Source organism: Methylocapsa sp. D3K7 (assembly GCF_029855125.1).
In the GTDB taxonomy this organism is placed as follows: domain Bacteria; phylum Pseudomonadota; class Alphaproteobacteria; order Rhizobiales; family Beijerinckiaceae; genus Methylocapsa.
The window spans coordinates 3,930,250-3,950,269 of sequence record NZ_CP123229.1 but is presented as its reverse complement, the minus strand read 5'-3'; the positions used below and the strand labels follow the sequence as shown (position 1 = coordinate 3,950,269).

Genomic DNA, 20,020 nt, shown 5'->3' with positions numbered 1-20,020 from the left:
TTGAGTCCCCCATGCGGATTGTCGGCGGCAGATTGAAGGGCCGGATATTGCAAGGGCCGGGATCAACCGCAATCCGGCCGACATCCGACCGTTTGCGGGAGACGCTCTTCAACATTCTCGCGCATTCCTATGACAACCCAGTCGAAGATGCACGCATATTGGATATGTTTGCGGGAACGGGCGCTTTGGGGATCGAGGCTTTATCGCGCGGCGCGCGTTTCACTCACTTCGTGGAGGCGAGTTCGGCGGCCTGCGCGATTGTTCGCGCCAACGCCAAGGCGCTCGGACTGGGGGAGAGCACCCGCATTTTCCACCGCGATGCGCGAAAGCTTGGCGCGGCACCGGAGCCCGAGAGATTCGACCTCGTCTTTCTCGACCCTCCCTATGGCAAGGGCTTCGTTCCTCCATCACTCAAAGCTTTGCGCGATGGAGGCTGGCTAAGCCAGGACGCACTTTTGGTGATCGAGGAAGCCGCAGAGGCCGGGATAGATATGCCGGAAGGTTTTGTCGCGCACGAAAGACGGCTCTTCGGCGACACGCAACTTGTGTTCGCTTCATCCCTTTAACACCACGGGCGCGTCGCGTCGCCCATGGTGTTGTTCTTATATGTTTCATTCGCGTCAAAATGTTCAGGGCATCAGCACTTTGTTGATGACATGAATGACACCGTTCGATTGCAGAACATCGGCGATCGTGATGCGCGCGGTGCGGCCCTTCGAATCGGTGATGTCGAGGGCCCTGCCCTTCTCCGTGATCGTCAGTGGCTCACCCTGAACAGTGGTGAAGGTCGCCTGGCCGCCACCGTCCTTCACCGCATTTTTCAAATCAGCCGTGGTGAGATGGCCCGGCAGAACGTGATAGGTCAGCACAGTCGCGAGTTGGCCTTTGTTCTCTGGCTTCAGCAAACTATCGACCGTGCCCGAGGGAAGCTGGGCGAAGGCCGCATTTGTCGGCGCGAAGACCGTAAAGGGTCCAGCGCCTTGCAACGTATCGACGAGACCCGCCGCCTTCACAGCCGCGACCAGCGTCGTGTTGTCCTTGGAATTGACGGCGTTCTGGATGATGTTTTTGCTCGGATACATGGCCGCGCCGCCAACCATCTTGGTGATCTCAGCGGAGGCGACGCCGGAGAGGCTCGCGCCAACCAGCAACGCGCTGGCGGCAAGCATTTTGCGATTGAACTTCATGATCGGTTCCTTTCAAGCTCACCGGCTTCAATGTCCGGTATGCTGATCTTTACGGAAGCCCAGGCCAAAAAGTTTCAAACGCTCTTCAAAGCAAATTTCAAAGCACGCCAGCCAATATCGCGGCGATAGAAACCACCCGGCCAGTCGATCATGGCAATTGCCGCATAGGCTCTAGCGCGCGCTTCCGTCACATCGGCGCCGGCCGCCGTGACATTGAGGACGCGGCCGCCATCGGCGATGAGTCTTTGCCCATCGCGCTTCGTCCCGGCATGAGTGATCGCAACAAAGGGCATGGCTTCGGCCTCTTCGAGTCCAAGAATTTCACTCCCCCGGAGCGGAGCGCCCGGATAGCCTTTGGCGGCAAGCACGACGGTCAGCGTGGTCAAGGGCGACAGGCGTGCGGGCCGCTCCAGCAGGCACCCGTCGGCGCAAGCCAGCATGAGGGGGAGAAGATCTTCTTCGAGACGCGGCAAGATGGCTTGGGTTTCCGGATCACCGAAGCGCACATTGTATTCGATGAGCTTTGGTCCCTCGGCGCAGATCATCAGACCGGCAAAGAGAACACCTTTGAAAGGTGCTCCCGCCGCTGCCATTCCATGAAGCGTCGGCGTAATGATCTCCCGCATCACGCGCTCGCTCATCTGCGCATCCATGACGGGTGCCGGCGAATAGGCGCCCATGCCGCCGGTGTTGGGTCCGCTTTCGCCCTCGCCGACGCGCTTATGATCCTGGGCCGAGGCAAAGCTCACCGCATGCGTGCCGTCGCAGAGCGCAAAAAACGAGACCTCCTCGCCTTCGAGGAATTCCTCGATGACGATCCCTGACTCGCCAAGGCCGCTTGAAAAAAGTGTTTCGATCGCGGCTTCCGCCTCAGCAAGACTCATGGCCACGGTAACGCCCTTCCCCGCCGCCAGCCCATCCGCCTTGATCACGATCGGCGCGCCTTTGGCGCGCACATAGGCGCTCGCGGATGCGGCATCGGTGAAGCACGCATAGGCCGCGGTGGGAATCGCGTGGCGGGCACAAAACGCCTTGGTAAAGGATTTGGAACCCTCGAGCCGGGCGGCCGCCTTGCTGGGGCCGAAAGCCCTGATCCCAGCCGCCGTCAGATCATCGACGAGACCAGCAACAAGCGGCGCCTCGGGACCAACCACGACAAGATCAACCCTATTTTCTTTGCAGAAGGCGGCGACAGCTTGATGGTCTGCCACATCGAGGGATACAAACCGCGCGAGCCCTTCCATGCCAGGATTGCCTGGGGCGGCAAACAGCGTTTCGAGCAGCGGGCTTTTCGCAAGCGCGATGGCGATGGCATGTTCTCGGCCGCCGGACCCGATCAGAAGAATATTCATGGCGGCGATCGATACTCCGGAGCGCCGCGTTGAGAAAGTTATAAATTGAGCGAATCATCACGGATATGATTATAAATGGATTATCCGGCCCTGAACGGGCAAGACCGGAAGCTGCTTGGGAGGTTTCAAAATGTGCTTTTCTCCTCACTGTGATCATGGCTTTACAAGGCGCGGAGCCCTCAGAACCGCAGCGGGTTTTGTCGCCTTGTCGGCTTTTGGGGCCGCGAACGCAAAGGAAGCAGACAGCGGGAAGCCGAAGCCCAATGCGATCGGCGGCGACGCGGCACTGCGCCGCATCATGGAGGGCAATGCCCGCTATGTCGCCAATAAGCCGACTCACAGGAATTTTTCCGCCGGGCGGGTCGAGCGGACGACATCGCAATATCCCATCGCCGCGATCCTGAGCTGCGCGGATTCGCGCGTCGCGCCGGAGTTTGCCTTCGACCAAGGGCCCGGCGATCTGTTCGTCGTGCGGATCGCCGGCAATTTTGCCAATGACGACGGCCTCGCCAGTCTCGAATATGCGGTGAAGTTTTTGGGCGTCCCATTGGTTCTGGTGCTTGGACATTCCAATTGCGGCGCGGTCAGCGCGGCCATCAAAGTCGTCGAAGACAATGCCGTCCTGCCGGGACATTTGCCAGAGCTGGTCCAATCCCTCAAACCAGCGGTCGAAGCCGCGAAAGCCAAATCGCCAAAGGATCTTCTCGCGGCAGCGATCGCGGAAAATGTCGTGCTCACCGTGAAGCAACTCGAAACCGCGCAGCCCTTGCTCGCGAGTTTCGCGGACAGCGGCAAGGTGAAAATCGCTGGCGGCGTTTACGATCTCGCCAACGGAAAAATCAGTTTGCTGGCTTGAGCCACCGGCCCGCTACCGCCGACCGAACAATTTCTCGATATCAGAAAGCTTCAGTTCGATATAGGTCGGCCGCCCATGATTGCATTGGCCGCTGCCGGGTGTGCGCTCCATCTGCCGCAACAGCGCGTTCATTTCATCGCCGCTGAGACGGCGGCCGGAGCGCACCGAATGGTGGCAGGACATCGTTGCCAGCACATGATCGAGCCGCCGTTCTAGCGGCACCGCGGCGCGCTCATCCTCGCGAAGCGCGGCGGCAAGATCGCGCACGAGCGCTTGCGCATCACCGCTTTTCAATACGGCGGGCATTTCATGAACCGCGACCGCGCCGGGCCCAAACGCCTCGACGTAAAGTCCCAATTCTTGCAGCAGCGGGCTAGCATCCTCGAGGCGCTCAACATCCGCCTGTTCCATCTCCACGATCACCGGAATCAGCAGCGCCTGGCGCGGCACTTGTTTGTCCGACCGCGCGGCCTTCAAAGCTTCATACACAAGACGCTCATGCGCGGCATGCTGATCGACGATAATGATGCCATCGCGGGTCTGGGCGATGATGTAATTGTCGTGGATCTGTGCCCGCGCGGCGCCGAGCGGCGCTTCAATATCTTCTTGCGCGGGCGCCTGCGCATGAGCACTGGTGTCGGCGGTGATCGCTTCGCCGATGAGCGCAAGATCGCCGAAGGCTGCCGGGCCGCTCTCGGAAAACCCCGGATAGGCGGGAGATTGCCGCCAATCCCAGCCGGCTGCGGGCCGAGCGGGAGCCGGGCTCGCAAAACTTGGCCGCCGTGCGAAAGAGTCGAGCGCCGCTGCGCCATGCGCGGGTGTCGCCCGGTGGAGCGCCGCCTGCAAACTCTGCTTCAAGGCGCCGATGATCAGGCCGCGAATGAGGCCCGAGTCGCGAAAGCGCACCTCGGCTTTCGCCGGATGCACATTGACATCGACCTCGCGCGGCTCGCAGTTGAGGAACAGGACCAGCGCCGGATGCCGCCCCGGCGGCAAATAATCCATATAGGCGGCGCGCACCGCGCCAATCAGCAGCTTGTCGCGGACCGGCCGCCCATTGACGAACAGATATTGCGCCTGCGCATTGGCTTTGTGCCAGGTCGGCAAGCCAGCATAGCCATCGAGCCGGAAATTTTCCCGCGCGGCTTCGATGGGCAGCGCGTTGGCGCGGAAGTCTTCGCCTAAAATATTGGCGAGTCGCGTCAGCAGGGCGGTTTCGCGATTGCCGTCAGCGGCAAGATCAAAGCTCGCCGTCTCTGTTCCTGAAAAGGTGAAGCGCGTGTGAGGATGGGCCATCGCGAGGCGCTGCACGATGTCGGCACAGGCCCGCGCCTCCGCGCGGTCGCCTTTGAGGAATTTGAGCCGCGCGGGGGTGGCGGCGAAGAGATCGCGGACCTCGACTTTTGTCCCGGGCGGATCGCCGCAGGGTGCAAGCTTGTGTTTCGTGCCTTGATCGACGTGGATCGAAAACCCATGCGGCGCGCCGTCCACCCGCGAACAAATATCGAGCGTCGCGACGGAGCCGATCGACGGCAAGGCCTCGCCACGAAAACCAAGCGTCGCGATTTGGGTGAGATCGCTGTCGGGCAGTTTCGAGGTTGCATGGCGCTCGACGGCAAGCTCAAGGTCTTGACGTTCCATGCCGCTGCCATTGTCGATGACGCGGATCAGACGCCGTCCGCCCGCTTCGATGGCAATCTCGATGCGGGTCGCGCCCGCGTCGAGCGCGTTTTCGACGAGCTCCTTGACGGCGGCGGCCGGCCGCTCGACGACTTCGCCTGCCGCGATGCGATCGACAAGCACGGGATCGAGACGGCGGACGGGCATGGACGGTTCACCTAGGACGCCGTTAGGATTTCACAGGCAAATTGCCTCGAACTGGAGCAAAGCGCGGGGAAACGCCCAATGAGAGAGCCGCCTCGGGCGGGGAAAATCAACACTTGGCTCCGGCCATGCCTGGCTTATCCGCAACTTTCCGGCCAGCCGTTTGCTGTTCAGCTTGAGATAGACACGGCCCAAAATGCTTTCTTCCCCGCGTTTTCGTTGTTAGAAGACGCTCATGGCCACGATCCTCGACCTGCTTTTGCTCCGAATTAGGGGCCCGGCCCGCATTGTCCGGCCGGGAACTTGTGTTTTGTAAATCCAACGGCGCGATGTTCCGCGCAAGCAGGCCTGAAACAGCATGACCAAGCAGACCCCCGGCGCCGACAGTGAAACGCTGGCGCAAACGCCTCCCGATTATTCCAAAAGCCTTTTTCTACCCCGCACAGATTTTCCGATGCGCGGCGGCTTGCCGAAAAAGGAACCCGAACTGCTCGCCCGCTGGCACGAGATCGAATTGAACCGGCGCCTCACCGAGGCCGGGCGCGGCAAGCCGAAATTCGTCCTGCACGACGGGCCGCCCTATGCCAATGGCAATATCCACATCGGCCACGCGCTGAATAAGATTTTGAAAGATCTCGTGACCCGCTCGCAGCGGATGCTCGGCAAGGAGTCGACCTATGTGCCGGGCTGGGATTGCCATGGTCTGCCGATCGAATGGAAGATCGAGGAAAATTATCGCGCCAAGGGCAAGAACAAGGATTCCGTGCCGGTCAACGAGTTCCGCGACGAATGCCGTGCCTTCGCCGCGCATTGGGTCGAGGTGCAGAAGGAGGAGTTCAAGCGGCTCGGCGTGCTCGGGGACTGGGATCATCCCTACCTGACGATGAGTTTTGCCGCCGAAGCACAGATCGCCCGCGAGATCATGAAATTCGCGGGCAATGGGACGCTGTATCGCGGCTCGAAGCCGGTGATGTGGAGCGTGGTGGAAAAGACGGCACTCGCCGAGGCGGAAGTGGAATATGAGGACCACATTAGCGATACGGTGTATGTGGCGTTTCCGATCAATAGCTCCAAGCTAGTAGCTAGCGAGCACGAGGCCGTCGCCATGCTTATAACTGCGTCGGTTGTCATCTGGACGACGACCCCTTGGACGATCCCAGCCAACCGCGCGATCAGTTTTTCATCGAAAATCGCTTACGGTCTCTATGAAGTGACGGCTGCTCCAGAACAAAATTGGGCGGGGAAGGGAAAACGCTATATTCTTGCCGACGCACTCGCCGAAAACGTATTCAATGCAGGTAAGGTCGAGTCCTTCACGCGCTTGCGCGATGTCCCGGCAAATGACTTACGCGGCCTCCTTGTGAGTCATCCCCTCGCCGCGACGTCCCCCGACTATGGTTTCGTAGTTCCTCTCCTCGATGGCGATCACGTCACCGCCGACACGGGCACGGGCTTCGTCCATACTGCCCCAAGTCATGGCCGTGACGACTTCGACATTTGGATGGCCAACAAAGCCGCGCTAGACGCACGCGGCATCGATACGCGCATCCCCTACACCGTCGACGCCGACGGCTTCTTCACCGAGGAAGCACCGGGGTTCACTGGGCGCCGCGTCATCGATGACAAGGGCAATAAGGGCGACGCCAACGAGGCCGTCATCAAGGCGCTCATCGAAGCCGGCAATCTCGTGGCGCGCGGAAAATTAAAACACCAATATCCGCATTCCTGGCGCTCGAAAAAGCCGGTCATTTTTCGTAACACGCCGCAATGGTTCATCGCACTCGACAAGCCGATGGACAAACCCTTCGAGACGCGTGCTGCGCACGCTCCTCAGGATAAGGGTGCCTTAAGTAATGCACTCACCCTGCGCGAGATCGCCCTCAGCGAGATCGCCCGGACCCAATGGTTCCCCGCTACAGGCGAGAATCGCATCACCGGCATGATCGCCAACCGGCCGGATTGGGTGGTCTCGCGCCAGCGCGCCTGGGGCGTGCCAATTGCCATCTTCGTCAATAAGGATACAAAGAAAATTCTCGTCGATGAGAAAGTCAATCAGCGCATCGCCGGCGCTTTTGAGCAAGAAGGCGCCGATGCCTGGTTCGCGCCCGGCGCCGCCGCGCGCTTTCTTTCCCCCGAACATGATCCGGAACATTACGAAAAAATCGACGACGTGCTCGATGTCTGGTTCGATTCAGGCTCGACCCACGCCTTCACTTTGGACGATCCCAAACACTTCCCTGCCCTTGCGGGAATCCATCGCAGGCGCGACGGCGGCCGTGATGAAATCATGTATCTGGAAGGCTCCGACCAGCATCGCGGCTGGTTCCATTCCTCGCTCCTGGAATCTTGCGGCACGCGCGGGCGCGCGCCTTACGACGCGGTTTTGACGCATGGCTTCGTTCTCGACGAGAAGGGCCAGAAAATGTCGAAATCGCTTGGCAATGTCGTGGCGCCGCAAACCGTCATCAAGGATTCCGGCGCCGATATATTGCGGCTTTGGGTCGCGGCCTCGGATTATTCCGACGATCTGCGCATCGGCCCCGAAATCCTAAAAACCTTTGTCGAAACGTACCGGAAACTCCGCAACACGATCCGCTGGATGCTCGGCTCGCTCGCCCATTACGACCCCGCCACGACGGTTGGCGTCGAGGCCATGGGCGAACTTGAAAAACTCATGCTGCACAAGCTCGCGGAATTGGATGGCGAGATCCGGAAGTCTTATGAGGAGTTCGATTATAAACGCGTCGTCGCGCGTTTGACGGCCTTCCTCAACACCGATCTCTCGGCCTTCTATTTCGATATTCGCAAGGATACGCTGTATTGCGAGCCGCCTTCGAGCGAGAAGCGCCGCGCCTGCCTTGAAGCGATCGAACAGATTTTCCGCAGCGTGACGTTGTGGCTGGCGCCGGTGCTAGCTTTCACATCGGAAGAGGCGTGGCTTGCGCGATATCCCGGCGCGGTTTCGGTTCACCTTGAAGGATTCCCGGACATTCCGCCATCGTGGCGCGATGACGTGCTCGCGGAAAAATGGGACAAAATCCGCCGTGTCCGCTCCGTCGTCACCGGCGCCTTGGAAATCGAGCGGGCGCAAAAACGTATCGGCTCCTCGCTCGAGGCCGCACCAAAAGTATTTGTCGCCGATGCGGGTTTGAAGGCGCTGCTCGAATCGGTTGATTTTGCCGAAATCTGCATCACCTCGGACATCACCATCGAGGCGGGCGAAGGACCTGTGGGCGCTTTCCGCCTTGACGATGTCTTGGGGGTTGCCGGCGTGCCGGAGAGCGCCTCGGGCAGAAAATGCGCGAGGTCCTGGAAAATTTCGCCGCTTGTCGGAACCGATTCGGAATTTCCGGATGTGAGCCCGCGCGACGCGCAGGCCTTGCGGGAGTTGCGGGCTTTGGGGCAATGGCCATGAGGCCGCGCCTCGTCGGGCTTTTGGCGCTGGCCGCGACGCTGATTGCCGATCAGGCGAATAAGCTCTGGCTTATCTTTGTTTTCGGGATCGAAGCGCGCCAGCCGGTCCGGCTCGCGCCCTTTTTTGACGTGATCTATGCCAAGAACCCCGGTATTTCCTATTCGCTGTTTCCCGCCCAGAACGGAGTCCAGCGTCTGCTGCTGCTTGTTGTCACCCTGGCGGCGACGGCGTTTCTCGGCTTTTGGCTCTGGCGCGCGGCGACGAAAATCGCTGGCTTAGGCCTCGGGCTGATTGTCGGCGGCGCGCTTGGCAACGCCTATGACCGGCTGACCTATGGGTTTGTCGCCGATTTTTATCATTTCCACGTGGGGTCTTTCTCCTGGTATGTCTTCAATCTCGCCGATGTCGCGATCGTCTCCGGGGTGGCGCTGCTGATTTACGACTCCTGGCGGCCGGCTAAAAAGCCTCAAGGACAGGCCACCGGGCAGTAGCTTTTCTTAGCCAGCACTGGCTCCCGACTAGCGTTTGCCTCCAAAAAGCCCTGAAGGCGGACACAATGCCCGCGCAGAGTTCCCGCGAGGACACGGGACCCTCAGGATTTGCGGAGTCGATCAAAGATGAAGACCATGATCTCCGGTATCGTCGTAGGACGCAGCCTTGGCGCGGTGGTGTCGGCCGCCGCTCTGTTGTGTGTCGCGGCGTTTTCCGGCGTGTCGCCAGCGCGAGCGCAGGAAGATACCAATATGTTCAATTCCGTGCTGGGCTTTGTCGGGATGCAGTTCGACAAGGAGCAAGATGCGATCGATTACCGGGCAAGGCCGCCGATCGTAGTGCCTCCTAAAATCGACCTGCCGCCGCCCAAAGTGGCGGTCCGCGATCCGTCTTGGCCCAAAGACCCCGACGTTATCGCCGAACGCCGCGCGGCCCTGGATTCCCGCCGGCCCGCCCCGCAAATAACGCCCAATACGCGCGTCGAAATGTCTCAGACGGAGCTGCAGCAAGGGCGAGGTCCGTTGCCCGCGGACGGCCCGCCCGACGAATGTCAAGCCGGCGCTGGGACGCCGATATGCCTCTATGCGCCCTGGAAGGCTCTAAAATCCATGGTCTCCAGCACCTCGTCGGATAAAATCCAGCCGGGGCCAGAGCCGCAGCGCAAATATTTGACCGAGCCGCCCCCGGGTTACCGGAAGGCGACGGGCGTCGCCAAGGCGACCATCGAGGCGCCAAAGGATCAACCTGACGTCGCCGATCCGGGTGCCTTTATTCGTTCACAGGGACATAAGCTCTCGGTCGACAATTAGATTCGCTCCGCTAGAGAATGATCCCGGAATGTTGCAGAATGTCTGGGATCATGCTCTAGAAAGCGATGGATGGAATGACCTCGGGTGAAAATTTACCGGCGCGGGAGAGCGTCTTTCTGAACCCCTCGGCAGACGCGCGCGGCAAACCCGCCGGTCCACCTATCACGCATGCGAAACTTGCCAACGGCCTCGAGATCGTCGTCATCGAGGACCATCGGGCGCCCGTCATCACCCATATGATTTGGTATCGCAACGGCTCGGCCGACGATCCGGTCAGCAAATCGGGCATCGCGCATTTTCTTGAACATTTGATGTTCAAGGGCACCAGCAACCATCCGCAGGGCAAGTTTTCCGAGTTGATCGCCGACCTCGGCGGCCAGGAGAATGCTTTCACGTCGAATGATTACACCGCCTATTTCCAGCGCGTCGCCAAGGAACATTTGGACGTCTGCATGGAATACGAAGCCGACCGGATGAAAAATCTGGTCTTGAGCGACGAGGAAGTGACCCCCGAGCGCAATGTCGTGCTCGAGGAGCGGCGGATGCGGACCGATTCCGATCCCTCCGAACAGCTTGGCGAGGCCTTGCAGGCGGCGCTCTTCACGCAGCATCCCTATGGCCGGCCGATCATCGGCTGGAGCCATGAGATCGAAGGTCTCGATAGGACCGATGCGCTTGCCTATTACGATCGATTCTATACGCCGGAAAACGCCATCCTCGTCGTTGCCGGCGATGTCGAAGCACCGGAGGTGGTCGGGCTGGCGGAAAAATATTATGGCTCTATTGCTGCACATGGCGCGCCGCCCAAACGGCTTCGTCCGCGCGAGCCGGAACCGCGCGCGCATCGGCTTGTGACGCTCGCCGACGAAAAGGTCGAGCAGCCAACCCTCCAGCGCATTTTCCTCGTCCCCTCCTATAAATCGGCGGCGCCTGGCGATGCCGAGGCGCTCGAAGTTTTGGCGCATCTGCTTGGCGGCGGTCACACGAGCCTTTTGTTCAAGACCTTGGTCATCGATGAGAAACTCGCGGTAATGGCGGGCGCGCATTATCAAGGCACGTCCGTCGATGACACACGGTTTTATGTGTACGCCGTGCCCGCGCAAGGTGTGTCCCTGGAACGTCTCGACGCCGCGATCGATGCCGTGATTGCCCGCGCCGCGCAGACCATTTCTGAGGCGGATGTCCAGCGCGCCAAAACCCGCCTTGTCGCCGAGGCGATCTATGCGCAAGACAACCAAGCGACGCTGGCTCGCTGGTATGGCGCCTCGTTGGCAGCGGGGTTGGGCCTCGATGATGTCACGCAATGGCCCGCGCGCATCGAGGCCGTGCGGGCCGAAGATGTCAAAAAGGCGGTCCGCTGGCTCGACAAGCGGCGCGGCGTGACGGGCTTTCTTTTGCCTGTCGAAGCCGACGCCGCCCCGCCCACGGAGAGCGTGGGCAGCATAGAGTCCATTGCGCTCTGAACTCATTTGACCCAGCCGCATCGACCGGCTTTGGAAAAAAAACATGACAGCCCTTGCCGCCCCTGAAGCTCCCACCCGCGCCTCGACCGTGCAAAAGATCGTCTCCAAGGGCGGCATCGAAGCGTGGCTCGTCGAGGATTACGCGGTTCCGCTGATTGCCATCGAATTCGCCTTCAAAGGTGGCGCCGCGCAAGATCCGATCGGCAAACCCGGCGCCGGGACACTGCTCGCCGGCCTGCTCGACGAAGGAGCTGGACCCTATGACGCCGAGGGCTTCCATCGCGCCCTCGATGAGGATGCGATCGAAATCTCGTTCTCCGCCGATCGCGACAGCCTCGGCGGGCGCCTGCAGACGTTGGCGCGGAATGCGAACCGGGCTTTTGATCTGTTGCGGCTCGCGGTGACGCAGGCGCGTCTCGATCCCGAGCCTTTTGAGCGGGTTGTGAGCCAAATCGCCGCCGGCCTCAAGCGCGAGGCGAATGATCCAGACTTTGTCGCGGGCCGGAATTTTCGTGCTCTTGCCTATCCAAATCATCCCTATGGCCTGCCGGTGCGCGGCGATCTCTCCACCCTGCCCGCCCTGACGCGTGCCAATTTGATCGACATGCGCGGTGCGACCTTCGCGCGAGACAACCTCAAGATCGCCGCCGTCGGCGCGATCGACGCAGCGGCTCTCGCCAGCCATCTTGACAATGTGTTTGGCCCGCTGCCAGAGAAATCCTCCCTTGCGCCGGTCGCGCCCACGGCATTCTCCGGTGCCGGGACAAGGCATGTTGCCCGTCTCGACGTGCCGCAATCGACGATCCGCTTTGGCCGCGAGGGGATTTCCCGCAAGGACCCGGACTTCGTCGTCGCCACGGTCGTCAATCATATTTTGGGCGGCGGTATTTTTTCGGCGCGGCTTTTCCGCGAAGTGCGCGAGAAGCGCGGACTTGCTTATTCGGTCTATTCGCAACTTGCGACCTATGATCATGCCGCCATGTTCTCCGGCGGCACATCGACCAAGAACGAGCGTGCCGCCGAATCGATGGCTGTCATCGAAAGCGAGATTTTGGACCTCGCGAACAGCGGCCCGACGGATGAGGAACTCGCCAAAGCGAAGAAATATCTCATCGGCTCCTACGCGTTGAGGTTTGATACCTCGACCAAGATCGCGAGCCAGCTCCTGCATTTGCAGACGGAAGGTTTTGGTGTCGAATATCTCGACGAGCGCAACAAGCTCATCGCGGCGGTGACGATGACGGATGCCAAGCGCGCCGCCAAGCGCCTGTTCGGCGATGGCAAGCTCCTTGTGACGGTCGCCGGGCAGCCTGAGGGCATGTGAGGCGGAAGCCGCGTAACATATCCGCATTTTGGCTGTAAGATCGGCAACTTCGCTCGCATCTCTGGCGACTCGCCCTAAATCCCTGGCGAGGTCGCTCGCTTGCAGCAAAGTGCGCAACTATTTCATCGGGCTCTACCGTTTCGTGATAGGTCATATAGACGTTATTTTTGCCGAACGGGGATCATCAAATGATATTTAATTTGCGCGCGACACTCGAAAATCTCCATTGCATTACGCCCACGGATCCGAGCGGAGAAGATGAGCCCTATCTTTGGGCATTTCTAATTCAAATTGACGGAAGCACCGTTCGGCAGCGGGTGGGAGATCAAGGGCATCTGTCGGCCAATATCACGATTCACTCTGGTTCCGGCCAGCCCGGAAATTTAGGTGTCGATAGTTTTAAGAGCGGCGGGAACATTTTTATTCATCCGGATATAGGGGGGTTCAGGACAAGCCTCACTCCGATCAAGCTCACATTGTCCCAAGGTCCCTTGTCGGTGCGTGTATTTCTTCCCGGTACCGCGGCTATTTTCTGTATGGCTTTGGATGAGGATGGAACAAAGCGGGACGCAATGGAAGGCGCGTTCAACGACGTCAAAAACGAGGTGCGCGACCGCTTCAACGATTTTCTATCTACAGAGCATTGCCACGGCGGCCGTTGCGTCTCCAACTCCGTTGGCAACAGCCAAGGCACTGTTTGACCAGCAATTGAACAAGTTTATTGAGGGGCTTCTGCCGGACGTCATCAACGTTGCTATTCAGAGTGCTGAACTTTCAGTGATGTCGGACTGGTCACTATGGGATCCGTTTAGCTGGCTTGCGTCAGCCGATGCGGATGAACCAGTGGGCGCCCAAGTATTCATCCTCACGGAGCAATCCCTCATTAACGGCAATTTGGCGATGCCCCTGCATTCGGACTTACGGCAATCGACAAGCGCCTTGGGCGGAGCTTGGTATATCGTCGATGGCCACAGCGAGGCCGACATCCATTTTACGTCAAGCGATTTGCGCGTTGACGAGACGAACGTAAAGAGCGCGCCGATTTCACCGCCACAGCCTGTCGTGTTTCACGAAAACCATTTGTGTATCCCCGCGGGGACAACTGTGAATGTCCAGATGGTCGGCAGCGTGCAGACTTATGCGATTTCCGTTCAATATCCGTTTGCGCGCTACAGATATTCCATTGATGGGCAAGTTTTAAATGGAAATTCGGGGCGTTTGGTCCTTACAAAAAGCGTTCGTTCGCAGGTTTTTGACGAAAAGGCCCCAGGGTTTATCAAAAACATACATGACACGAAACAAGTCACTCTAAGCTTCTCAAAAAGCGTATCTCCAACAGATCCTCAGATAGAATTATTGAGCATCACGAACAGTGTCGATGATGAAAATTACAATGTCGATCTCACAGTCGATGCCGTGCTCAACGACGGCCGATTGATCCATATCGGCGACCAATTCATAACGTTCGAAGGAAAGACGTTGCATCTGCCGGACGACTTCATGAACCAATATCGCAAATGCATGCAAAAATTCTCGTTGGATCGATTTGCCAAAACGAAGCTCCCTTCGTGGCTTGACACACATGCGAACGGTCCAGCGGAGAGAATTCGCCAACTCGAGCGCGTATCAGAACAACTTGACGCGGTGGCGAGGCTCGGAGTCTTCCAACAAGCCAGCGTCGATAAAGCCAAATTGGTATTTGCAGAAAAACTAAACGTGCCTCAGAAAACCGCTATTGGGAAGAATTGACGTTCGGGATGCGATCTCTTGCGGCGACTTTGAAACGGATCTAACCCCAGCGTCCTGACGCACGCCAAAGACTCCACTGCCGCCGCCATTGGGGCAGCTCGATCACGGTCTTGAACGGATCGTAGCCGGGCTGTTCCATCAGCCGCAAATAGGGCTCGCAGAGGCTGACCGGCAAGAATGCCGGACGCGTTTTATCCGGGATGCTTTGCAACCGCGCATCAAAGGTCTCAAGATGCGTACGCGCAAGAGCACGCAATTCCGCAATCGCGGCGAGGATCGCGGGCGAGGCGCGCCCGACGGCCAGATCACCTGGCTCCGCCCCATGCTTGCGCAAAATTTCGGACGGGACGAAAACCTGGCCGCGCGCGCTATGCCAAGGCAGGGCACGCAGCAGCCCTGTGATCCCATAGGCGATCCCTGCATGGCCGGCGACGCCAAGACCGGCAACTGCTTCCTCCCCATCAAGAACCAAAGTGATAAGGCGGAAAAGATTTGCGCAGGTCACATCCGTGTAGGATTCGAGCGCAGCGACCGATTCTATTGGGTCGTCGTAAAGATCCGCGAGCCGCGCGTCGACCAATTCGATAAGCGGAGCTTCCGGCAGGCTGAAGCGGGAGACCGTATCGAGGAGAGCCGCGGCAACGGGATTGGCCCCGGCGCCCGACTCGGTCTTTCCCTCGAGCGCGTCGCGCCACCATTGGAACCGGATTTCGCCGAGCAAAGGCTCGGAAACGATTTCCCGCACCCGCGCAACTTCAAGACTGAACGCATAAAGGGCTTGAACATGCGGCCGCAATGGCTGCGGGACAAAAAGACTGGCAAGCCAGCGGTCGCGGTCGTCACGGCGCAGCAGATCTTCGCAATAGGCATAATCGCTCGCGCGAGGCTGCGGCACTTGCCCGCGCTTCACGGAACGGCCAGGAGCGCCGCCGCGACACGGCGCTTTTCGCCAAGCAAAATGGAATAGGTGCGGGCGGCGGCCCCCGTCGGCATCGGCTCGGGACGGATTCCTGCTTTCCTCAGAAGCTGGCGAAGCTCCTCGTCAAGCGGTGCAAATTCGCGCCCCGTGCCGATCAGCAGGTGTTCGATACTCCCGGGCGGCTCCTGGAAAACCGGTTGCAGGGAGGCGGCATTAATGTCGGACGGAGCGAGCGCGCCCCAGGCGATGATGCCGGACGGCAGGGCAAGGATCGAGCCGCGATGCGACATCGAGGCAAAGCGGAATCCGCCAGATCCATAGCCCTCCAGCGCATGCGCGCCGGGCAAAAAACCAGCGTATCTTGGCTCCGTCATGAGCACCCTTGGGTGATGCGCGAAAGCCTAGACCGGCTTCCTCGCGGGCTTTGTCACTGGAGCTGGCGCCGAACCCACCGTATCGCCACGCAGGCCGAGATAGATCAGCATCGGCGAACAGATGAAGATCGAGGAATAGGTCGCGACGAAGATGCCCCAGATCATCGCAAGCGAGAACGAGCGAATGACTTGACCGCCGAAAACGACAAGTGCGAGGAGCGCCAGAAACACGGTGGTCGCGGTCATGATCGTGCGCGGGATCACCGCATTGACCGAGACATCGATCAATTGATCGGTCGGCATCTTGCGGAATTTCCGCATCATTTCGCGGATGCGATCGAGCACGACAACGGTTTCGTTCAAGGAATAGCCGACGATGGTCAGAATTGCGGCGATCGACGTCGTGTTGAATTCGAGCCTTGTCAGCGAGAAAAAGCCGACTGTCAGCAACAGATCGTGCATCGTCGCGATGATCGCGCCAACCGCGAATTGCCACTCGAAACGGAACCACAAATAGCACAGAACCGCGATGATCGAGATGACGACGCCGAGGGTTCCAGATTGCACGAGTTCGCCGGAAACGCGGGGCCCGACGACCTCCGTGCGGCGGACCTCATAGTCCCCGCCGATGGCGTCCTTTACCCGGTTGACGGCGGCCTGCTGCGCGGCATCGCCGCCTGTCTGAAGGCCAAACCGCATGGTCACGTCAGTGACCCCGCCAAAACCTTGAACCTCGACGTCGCCGATCTTGAGATGTTCGGCAATGGACCGCAATTTCGCCGTGTCGGCCTCGCCCGTCTTGGCGCGCAGTTCGATCAAGGTGCCGCCGGAAAAATCGATACCGAAATTCATCCCCACATTGAGGAACAGCACGACCGAAATGATCGAAAGCAGCGCCGAGAACGGGTAGCTCACGCGGCGGAACCGCATGAACGGAAATTTGGTGTTCTCGGGTGCGAGGCGCAAAAGTTTCATGGAAACACTTTATCCCTTCGCCGCCGTTCTTCAAAGAGCCCGGCGGCCTTTAAAATATTCCCTAAATCGGCAGCTTCACCGGCCGTTTGTAGCGGTACCACAACGCGATCATCATCCGCGTCATGGTGACTGCCGTCACGATCGAGGTCAAAATCCCAAGCGCCATCGAGACGGCAAAACCGCGAACCGGTCCCGAGCCGAGAAAATACAAGATGGCGGCGGCGACGAACATGGTCACATTGGAATCGACGATCGTCGCGAAGGCCCGTTTGAAGCCGGCGTCGAGCGCCGAAATGATCGAGCGGCCAAGATGCGCTTCCTCGCGGATGCGTTCATAGATCAAGACGTTGGCGTCAACCGCCATGCCAATGGTCAGAACGATGCCCGCGATGCCGGGAAGGGTCAGCGTCGCCCCCAGCAGCACGAGGCCAGCGAAGATAAATGAGACATGCACGGCCAATGCGATATTGGCGAAGATGCCGAAGATGCCGTAGGTGATCAGCATATAGAAAGCGACGAGGGCGGCGCCGACATAGGCGGCACGTTTGCCCGCGTCGATCGAATCCTGGCCTAGGCCAGGACCAACCGTGCGTTCCTCGACAATCGTGAGTTTCGCGGGCAGTGCGCCTGCGCGCAGCAAGATAGACAGATTATTGGCCGACTCGACGGTGAAGTGCCCGGAGATTTGACCGGAACCGCCGGTGATCGGGCCAAGGATGCGCGGCGCCGAAATCACCTTGCCGTCGAGAATGATCGCAAACAATTTTCCGACATTTTCCGAAGTGACCTCGCCAAACCTTTGGCCGCCGCGAATGTTGAAGCGAAAATTGACAACCGGTTCCTGGGTGCGACTGTCGAAGCCAGGCTGTGCATCGGTCAAATCCTCGCCCTGCACCATGACCCGCTTCTCGACCGGCAATTTGCCGGGATTGTCCACTTGATCCAAGGGCTCGACATCAGCCGGGTCTGCGCCGGGCTCGGCGACAAGGCGGAATTCGAGCTTTGCCGTCGTTCCGAGAATTTCCTTGAGCTTGCTCGTATCCTGCAGGCCGGGCACCTCGACGAGAATGCGATCGGCGCCTTGCCGCTGGATGTTCGGTTCGGTTGTCCCGAGCGCATCGACACGGCGGCGCAGCACTTCGATTGACTGCTCGACCGCGCGGCGGACCTTGCTGTCGACACCGGCATCGGTCACGGTGAACTGAATGAGGCCGTTGTCGTTCTCGGTCACATCGAAAGCCGGGGCCCGAGCGCTATCGGTAATGCCGCTGCCAAAGGTCGCCGCCAATTGCCTGAGTTTCGGCATGGCCCGTGCTCGCTCGGCGGGATCGGGAATGCGCAATTGCACGCCACGCGGCACAACGCCAATACCGCCCGTGATCGACACTTTCTCCTCGCGGAGCGTCCGGCGGACGCTGTCGCGCAAGTTGTCGACAAGCGTCTTCACCACTGAATTGCTATCGACCTCGAGCAGCACATGCGAGCCGCCTTGCAGATCAAGGCCGAGCACGAGGGTGCGGATGGGCAACCACTTCGGCACATGCGAAATCAACGCGTCGCGATGAGCGGGCGATAAGAGGCTTGGCACGATGAGAAGCAGCGCGAACGCCGTCATCAAGAGAATGGATGTGATCTTCCAGGCCGGAAAGCGCAGCATGATCTTACAAATCTCAACAATTCGAGGCGCGGCGCCCTCATTGGGCTTCGGCGTTTGCGTGGTTTCGCGAAAGGGCTACCCTTGGTCCTTGACCGGCTCGCCCTTGGATCGAACGGTCGCTATCATCGACCGGACAACCCGTACCTTGACATTCTGAGCGATTTCGAGTTCGAGCTCGGCGTCATCGACCACACGCGTGACCTTGCCGATCAAGCCTCCCGTCGTAATCACGCTGTCGCCCTTGCGGGTATTCTTGATGAGGTCTTCCTGTTGCTTCGCCTTTTTGCGTTGCGGCCGGATGACCAAAAAATAAGCGATAACAAAGATGATCGCGAAGGGAACCAACGATAGGATAATATCCGGCCCGCCGGGCGCCCCGCCAGCGGCGGCCTGGGCGAATGCTGATGTGAACAAAATTCTCTCCTTACTCGAAAGTCCGCTAAAGGCTTGTCCTTTAAAGACTTATAACCTTTGAAGACTGGCAACCCTCCCGGCCGCTGTCCGCATGGCGCGCGAATATAGCTAGAGCGGGCGCGAAAGCAATGGCGTAAGAGCCGCCTGGGACAACCACTTTGCCGGGGTTTCCCCGGAGCGGCGGGCCGCGGGAGCAAGCTTTGCCGCTCCCTTGCGGCAGCCTTACCGGCATGTACGGCGGGAACTATCCTGCCGGGCATGATTGCTTAGAGTCCGCGTGAGCTGTCATCTTTGGAGCCTTGCTGCAATGACCCGAGCCAATGATATCTTAGAGATGCGCAAGGACCCCCCAGCCGTAAGCGCGCTCGAGCGGATTGCTAGCGCGCTTGAGAAAATCGCCGGCGCTCAACAGGACGCTTGCGACTTCAGCGCCGCCGACGCCTTCGTCTTCACCGCCGGGTGCGCCGCGCTCATGCCGGTTCCCCGCGTCAACCGGGTCGATATCGCGTTGCTGCGTGGGATTGACCGGGCGCGCGACACGCTTTTTGCAAACACGTTGCGCTTTGCGCAGGGCTTCGCGGCCAACAATGCGCTGCTCTGGGGGGCTCGCGGCATGGGCAAATCGGCGCTCGTCAAGGGCGTCCACGGAGCCATCAATCGGCGGCTTGCCGGATCGCCATCGTTCAAGCCTCTCAAACTTATCGAGATCCACCGGGAGGACATCGAGGGGCTTCCCCGCCTGATGACTCTTTTACGGGAAGCACCTTGGCGCTTCCTCATTTTTTGCGACGATCTTTCCTTCGATGGCGCGGATACCAGCTACAAATCCCTGAAAGCCGCGCTCGATGGGGGAATCGAGGGACGCCCGCCCAATGCTTTGTTTTATGCAACCTCGAACCGCCGCCATATCCTGTCCCGCGACATGATCGAGAACGAGCGCGGCACGGCGATCAATCCGGACGACGCGGTCCAGGAGAAGGTCTCGCTGTCGGACCGCTTCGGTCTTTGGCTCGGCTTTCATTCCTGCTCGCAAGACGACTATCTGGCGATGGTTCTGGGTTATATTGAGCATTTTGGTCTTGGCGGCGACCCATCAGCGATTGCGCGCGAGGCGCTCGAATGGTCGGCCGGGCGCGGCTCGCGCTCGGGCCGCACCGCCTGGCAATATATTCAGGATCTCGCCGGACGCTCAGGCAGAGCGGTGGAGTGA

18 protein-coding genes are annotated in these 20,020 nt (G+C 59.7%); 10 read left to right on the top strand and 8 right to left on the bottom strand.

Annotation, left to right across the window (positions count from 1 at the left end):
- Positions 1-11 precede the first annotated feature (11 nt).
- Positions 12-566 carry a 16S rRNA (guanine(966)-N(2))-methyltransferase RsmD gene (rsmD, locus tag QEV83_RS18515; protein ID WP_280129113.1) on the top strand — a complete coding sequence of 185 codons (555 nt, stop codon included), beginning with the start codon at positions 12-14 and terminating at the stop codon, positions 564-566.
- A 63-nt stretch (positions 567-629) separates the two neighbouring features.
- Here the strand turns inward: rsmD and QEV83_RS18510 are convergent, their stop codons facing one another.
- Together QEV83_RS18510 and purD are read right to left on the bottom strand one after the other, a co-directional pair.
- Complete coding sequence (locus QEV83_RS18510) at positions 630-1,187, bottom strand: fasciclin domain-containing protein (protein ID WP_280129112.1); 558 nt, start codon at positions 1,185-1,187, stop codon at positions 630-632.
- Between the two features lie 74 nt (positions 1,188-1,261).
- A complete protein-coding gene (gene purD, locus QEV83_RS18505) occupies positions 1,262-2,539 on the bottom strand; it encodes a phosphoribosylamine--glycine ligase (RefSeq protein WP_280129111.1) in 1,278 nt (425 codons plus the stop codon).
- A 130-nt stretch (positions 2,540-2,669) separates the two neighbouring features.
- Here purD and QEV83_RS18500 point away from each other — a divergent pair, with 130 nt between their 5' ends.
- Positions 2,670-3,395 (top strand): carbonic anhydrase, encoded by a 726-nt coding sequence (locus tag QEV83_RS18500; protein WP_280129110.1) that lies wholly within the window; start codon positions 2,670-2,672, stop codon positions 3,393-3,395.
- Between the two features lie 12 nt (positions 3,396-3,407).
- On the opposite strand, the gene mutL is transcribed toward QEV83_RS18500, so the two are convergent.
- Positions 3,408-5,222: a DNA mismatch repair endonuclease MutL gene (gene mutL, locus QEV83_RS18495; RefSeq protein WP_280129109.1), complete on the bottom strand. Its 1,815-nt coding sequence runs from the start codon at positions 5,220-5,222 to the stop codon at positions 3,408-3,410.
- A gap of 355 nt (positions 5,223-5,577) precedes the next feature.
- Here mutL and ileS point away from each other — a divergent pair, with 355 nt between their 5' ends.
- From ileS to QEV83_RS18460, 7 genes are all read left to right on the top strand, one after another.
- Positions 5,578-8,634 carry an isoleucine--tRNA ligase gene (gene ileS, locus QEV83_RS18490; RefSeq protein ID WP_280129108.1) on the top strand — a complete coding sequence of 1,019 codons (3,057 nt, stop codon included), beginning with the start codon at positions 5,578-5,580 and terminating at the stop codon, positions 8,632-8,634.
- Complete coding sequence (lspA, locus tag QEV83_RS18485; RefSeq protein WP_280129107.1) at positions 8,631-9,125, top strand: signal peptidase II; 495 nt, start codon at positions 8,631-8,633, stop codon at positions 9,123-9,125. The genes ileS and lspA overlap by 4 nt, the downstream gene beginning before the upstream one ends.
- A 126-nt stretch (positions 9,126-9,251) precedes the next feature.
- On the top strand, positions 9,252-9,935 hold the full coding sequence (locus tag QEV83_RS18480) for a hypothetical protein (RefSeq protein WP_280129106.1): 684 nt from the start codon (positions 9,252-9,254) through the stop codon (positions 9,933-9,935).
- 65 nt (positions 9,936-10,000) lie between these two features.
- Positions 10,001-11,398: a pitrilysin family protein gene (locus QEV83_RS18475; protein ID WP_280129105.1), complete on the top strand. Its 1,398-nt coding sequence runs from the start codon at positions 10,001-10,003 to the stop codon at positions 11,396-11,398.
- Positions 11,399-11,441: 43 nt separating this feature from the next.
- Positions 11,442-12,722: a pitrilysin family protein gene (locus tag QEV83_RS18470; RefSeq protein ID WP_280129104.1), complete on the top strand. Its 1,281-nt coding sequence runs from the start codon at positions 11,442-11,444 to the stop codon at positions 12,720-12,722.
- Positions 12,723-12,910: 188 nt separating this feature from the next.
- Entirely contained in the window at positions 12,911-13,423 is a 513-nt protein-coding gene (locus QEV83_RS18465) for a hypothetical protein (protein ID WP_280129103.1), read from the top strand.
- On the top strand, positions 13,398-14,471 hold the full coding sequence (locus tag QEV83_RS18460; protein ID WP_280129102.1) for a hypothetical protein: 1,074 nt from the start codon (positions 13,398-13,400) through the stop codon (positions 14,469-14,471). Before QEV83_RS18465 ends, QEV83_RS18460 begins: the two co-directional genes overlap by 26 nt.
- A 40-nt stretch (positions 14,472-14,511) precedes the next feature.
- Here the strand turns inward: QEV83_RS18460 and QEV83_RS18455 are convergent, their stop codons facing one another.
- From QEV83_RS18455 to yajC, 5 genes are all read right to left on the bottom strand, one after another.
- Positions 14,512-15,366: a phytoene/squalene synthase family protein gene (locus QEV83_RS18455; RefSeq protein ID WP_280129101.1), complete on the bottom strand. Its 855-nt coding sequence runs from the start codon at positions 15,364-15,366 to the stop codon at positions 14,512-14,514.
- Positions 15,367-15,377: 11 nt separating this feature from the next.
- Positions 15,378-15,764: an Mth938-like domain-containing protein gene (locus QEV83_RS18450; RefSeq protein WP_280129100.1), complete on the bottom strand. Its 387-nt coding sequence runs from the start codon at positions 15,762-15,764 to the stop codon at positions 15,378-15,380.
- Positions 15,765-15,791: 27 nt separating this feature from the next.
- Entirely contained in the window at positions 15,792-16,739 is a 948-nt protein-coding gene (secF, locus tag QEV83_RS18445) for a protein translocase subunit SecF (protein ID WP_280129099.1), read from the bottom strand.
- Between the two features lie 61 nt (positions 16,740-16,800).
- Positions 16,801-18,396 carry a protein translocase subunit SecD gene (secD, locus tag QEV83_RS18440; protein ID WP_280129098.1) on the bottom strand — a complete coding sequence of 532 codons (1,596 nt, stop codon included), beginning with the start codon at positions 18,394-18,396 and terminating at the stop codon, positions 16,801-16,803.
- Positions 18,397-18,471: 75 nt separating this feature from the next.
- Entirely contained in the window at positions 18,472-18,813 is a 342-nt protein-coding gene (yajC, locus tag QEV83_RS18435) for a preprotein translocase subunit YajC (RefSeq protein ID WP_280131141.1), read from the bottom strand.
- Between the two features lie 304 nt (positions 18,814-19,117).
- Between yajC and QEV83_RS18430 the strand changes: the two genes are divergently transcribed.
- Positions 19,118-20,020 (top strand): ATP-binding protein, encoded by a 903-nt coding sequence (locus QEV83_RS18430; protein WP_280129097.1) that lies wholly within the window; start codon positions 19,118-19,120, stop codon positions 20,018-20,020.

Excerpts from the sequence above, each read along its gene's own strand:
- rsmD (WP_280129113.1), top strand. The coding sequence starts at position 12 with ATGCGGATTGTCGGCGGCAGATTGAAGGGCCGGATATTGCAAGGGCCG.
- QEV83_RS18510 (WP_280129112.1), bottom strand. The coding sequence starts at position 1,187 with ATGAAGTTCAATCGCAAAATGCTTGCCGCCAGCGCGTTGCTGGTTGGC.
- purD (WP_280129111.1), bottom strand. The coding sequence starts at position 2,539 with ATGAATATTCTTCTGATCGGGTCCGGCGGCCGAGAACATGCCATCGCC.
- QEV83_RS18500 (WP_280129110.1), top strand. The coding sequence starts at position 2,670 with ATGTGCTTTTCTCCTCACTGTGATCATGGCTTTACAAGGCGCGGAGCC.
- mutL (WP_280129109.1), bottom strand. The coding sequence starts at position 5,222 with ATGCCCGTCCGCCGTCTCGATCCCGTGCTTGTCGATCGCATCGCGGCA.
- ileS (WP_280129108.1), top strand. The coding sequence starts at position 5,578 with ATGACCAAGCAGACCCCCGGCGCCGACAGTGAAACGCTGGCGCAAACG.
- lspA (WP_280129107.1), top strand. The coding sequence starts at position 8,631 with ATGAGGCCGCGCCTCGTCGGGCTTTTGGCGCTGGCCGCGACGCTGATT.
- QEV83_RS18480 (WP_280129106.1), top strand. The coding sequence starts at position 9,252 with ATGAAGACCATGATCTCCGGTATCGTCGTAGGACGCAGCCTTGGCGCG.
- QEV83_RS18475 (WP_280129105.1), top strand. The coding sequence starts at position 10,001 with ATGGATGGAATGACCTCGGGTGAAAATTTACCGGCGCGGGAGAGCGTC.
- QEV83_RS18470 (WP_280129104.1), top strand. The coding sequence starts at position 11,442 with ATGACAGCCCTTGCCGCCCCTGAAGCTCCCACCCGCGCCTCGACCGTG.
- QEV83_RS18465 (WP_280129103.1), top strand. The coding sequence starts at position 12,911 with ATGATATTTAATTTGCGCGCGACACTCGAAAATCTCCATTGCATTACG.
- QEV83_RS18450 (WP_280129100.1), bottom strand. The coding sequence starts at position 15,764 with ATGACGGAGCCAAGATACGCTGGTTTTTTGCCCGGCGCGCATGCGCTG.
- secF (WP_280129099.1), bottom strand. The coding sequence starts at position 16,739 with ATGAAACTTTTGCGCCTCGCACCCGAGAACACCAAATTTCCGTTCATG.
- secD (WP_280129098.1), bottom strand. The coding sequence starts at position 18,396 with ATGCTGCGCTTTCCGGCCTGGAAGATCACATCCATTCTCTTGATGACG.
- QEV83_RS18430 (WP_280129097.1), top strand. The coding sequence starts at position 19,118 with ATGACCCGAGCCAATGATATCTTAGAGATGCGCAAGGACCCCCCAGCC.